We start from the raw sequence: 2,445 nt of genomic DNA on the forward strand, positions 1-2,445 counted from the left end.
GGAGTGGTCACAGGTGCGCGCTTTTACGCGCTCCTATGACCGATTCCCGCTCCGCTGTCGGTGTCGGGGTCGGTGAGTGCGGGGTCCCGCGAGGTGTCCTTCAACGCGACGCCCGACGCCCCCAACTGCCGCGCCCCGTTCACGAGGGCCGCGACGACGCGCGCCGCGTGCTCGTAGGTCATCCCGCCGGGCGGATGGATGTTCGACACGCAGTTGCGTTCGGCGTCACTGCGTCCCGGCCTCGGGTGGTGCGTCAAGTACACGCCGACGCTGTCGGCCACCGAGAGGCCGGGGCGTTCGCCGATGATCACGAGCATCGTCGCGACGCCGAGCTGCTCACCGATATGGTCGCCCAGCGCAACGCGGGCCTGCGTCGCGATCACCGGCGGCGCCACCGTCAGACCCGGCAGGGCGGCGATGATCGCCGCCAGCAGATCGGGCCCGTGGGCGTCGAGAGCGGTGGACGACAACCCGTCGCACAGCGCGATACCGAGATCGGCCTCCGTTCGCGGCAGCGTGGTTCCCTCGGCGAGCCGTCGGCCGAAGTCGGGGCGCCGCAGATACGTACTGCGATCTCCTGCTGCGCTTTCCACGATCAACGGCTCACCGAGGTCGAGACCACGGATCCGCTGAACCAAGCCGGGCACATCGAGCGGGACGTGCACGGCGTCGCGTGCTTCGGCATGCGCCGTCACGAACTCCAGATGACGGCGTGTCGGGATACTGTTCCCGGTGCGCCCCAGCCCGATCCGTGCTTGGGTGTGCCGACGCAGCTCGTCCCACAGATCGCTCACAGGGCACCTCCGAGCGCTCGGAGGGGAGACGCGCCGACGTCCACCGGCAGGATGCGACCGACGTCGTCCGCCATGCCTTGTCTGCGTAGCCATTCCTCGAATTCCGGTGCCGGCCGTAGGTTCGCCGCCTCCCGCACGTACAGCGCGTCGTGGAACGACAGCGACTGGTAGCCGAGCATCACGTCGTCGGCTCCGGGCACGGTGATGACGAATGCTGTTCCGGCAACGGCCAACAGGGTGAGCAGGGTGTCCATGTCGTCCTGGTCGGCCTCGGCGTGATTGGTGTAGCAGACGTCCACACCCATCGGCAGGCCGAGGAGTTTGCCGCAGAACTGGTCTTCGAGACCGGCGCGGATGATCTGCTTGCCGTCGTACAGGTATTCCGGTCCGATGAACCCGACGACCGTGTTGACGAGCAGCGGATCGAATTCGCGGGCAACGGCATACGCGCGTGCTTCGAGGGTCTGCTGGTCGACGGGTCTGCCTCCGGTACCGAGATGCGTACCGGACGACAACGCCGAACCCTGCCCGGTCTCGAAGTACATGACGTTGCTGCCGACGCTCCCCCGTCGCAGCGACCTGCCGGCCTCGTTGCCCTCCCGCAGCACTGCGAGGTCCACCCCGAAGCTGCGGTTGGCGCCCTCGGTGCCGGCGACCGACTGGAACACCAGGTCGACGGGCGCACCCTTCTCGATCAGATCGATGGTGGTGGTGACGTGGGTGAGCACGCACGACTGGGTGGGGATCTCGAATCGTTGCCGGATCTCGTCGAGCAGGTGCAGCAGGTCGGACACGGCGTGCGGCGAGTCGCTCGCCGGATTGATCCCGACCACGGCGTCGCCGCATCCCATCAGCAGTCCGTCGAGGACGGACGCGGCGACTCCCTGTGGATCGTCGACGGGATGGTTCGGTTGCAGACGCGTCGCGAGCCGGTCGGGCACCCCGATCGTGGTGCGGAACCCGCTGGTCACCGTCGCCGCGCGGGAGACCGCGATCAGGTCCTGGTTCCGCATGATCTTGCTTGTCGCCGCCACCATCTCCGGGGTGAGTCCCGACGCGAGTGCCGCGAGCACGCCGGCCGAGTCCGGTCGGGCCGCGACCTCCAGGAGATGGTCGCGCAGCTCCCCGACCGTCAGGTGTGAGACCGGCGCGAAGGCCGTCGCGTCATGGGTGTCGACGATCAGCCTGGTCACCTCGTCGGTCTCGTACGGGACGACCTCCTCGGTGAGGAAGGTGGTCAGCGGGAGATCCGCCAGAGCCAGCTGTGCCGCGGCACGTTCGGCGTCCGAGGTGGCGGCGCACCCGGCGAGTTCATCGCCCGAGCGGCGCGGTGAGGCCTTCCCGAGCAGGTCGACGAGGCCGTCGAACTCGTAGCCGGTTCCGCCGAGCTGTTGCCGGTAGATCGTCATCGAGGCCTCCCGCGCAGGACCGGTTCGACGAATGTGCGCACGCAGTGGAGTGCAGCATTCCACCTTTTCGCCGTCGTGTCCGGCGAGTGTCGCGAACGAAACGCCGCTGGTCGTCGGTTCCTAACCCCGCTGGTACCAGACGTCCGTAACCCGTTGCGCCATGTGCCGCATCCCCGCCGCGGTGGGGTGGAGGGCCTTCGCCAGCGACAGCGACTGTCTCCCCTCGTACCAGCGCTGCTCGG

The 2,445-nt window shown here is 68.4% G+C and carries 2 protein-coding genes; both read right to left on the minus strand.

Features of this window, described 5'->3' with window-relative positions:
- Nucleotides 1–23 precede the first annotated feature (23 nt).
- Complete coding sequence (eutC, locus tag R1101_RS0121235) at nt 24–794, minus strand: ethanolamine ammonia-lyase subunit EutC (protein WP_016935274.1); 771 nt, start codon at nt 792–794, stop codon at nt 24–26.
- Nucleotides 791–2,203 (minus strand): ethanolamine ammonia-lyase subunit EutB, encoded by a 1,413-nt coding sequence (locus R1101_RS0121240; RefSeq protein ID WP_016935275.1) that lies wholly within the window; start codon nt 2,201–2,203, stop codon nt 791–793. Before R1101_RS0121240 ends, eutC begins: the two co-directional genes overlap by 4 nt.
- Between the last annotated feature and the right edge of the window lie 242 nt (nt 2,204–2,445).

It is taken from the genome of Rhodococcus sp. R1101, from assembly GCF_000278445.1.
In the GTDB taxonomy this organism is placed as follows: Bacteria; Actinomycetota; Actinomycetes; order Mycobacteriales; family Mycobacteriaceae; genus Rhodococcus; species Rhodococcus gordoniae.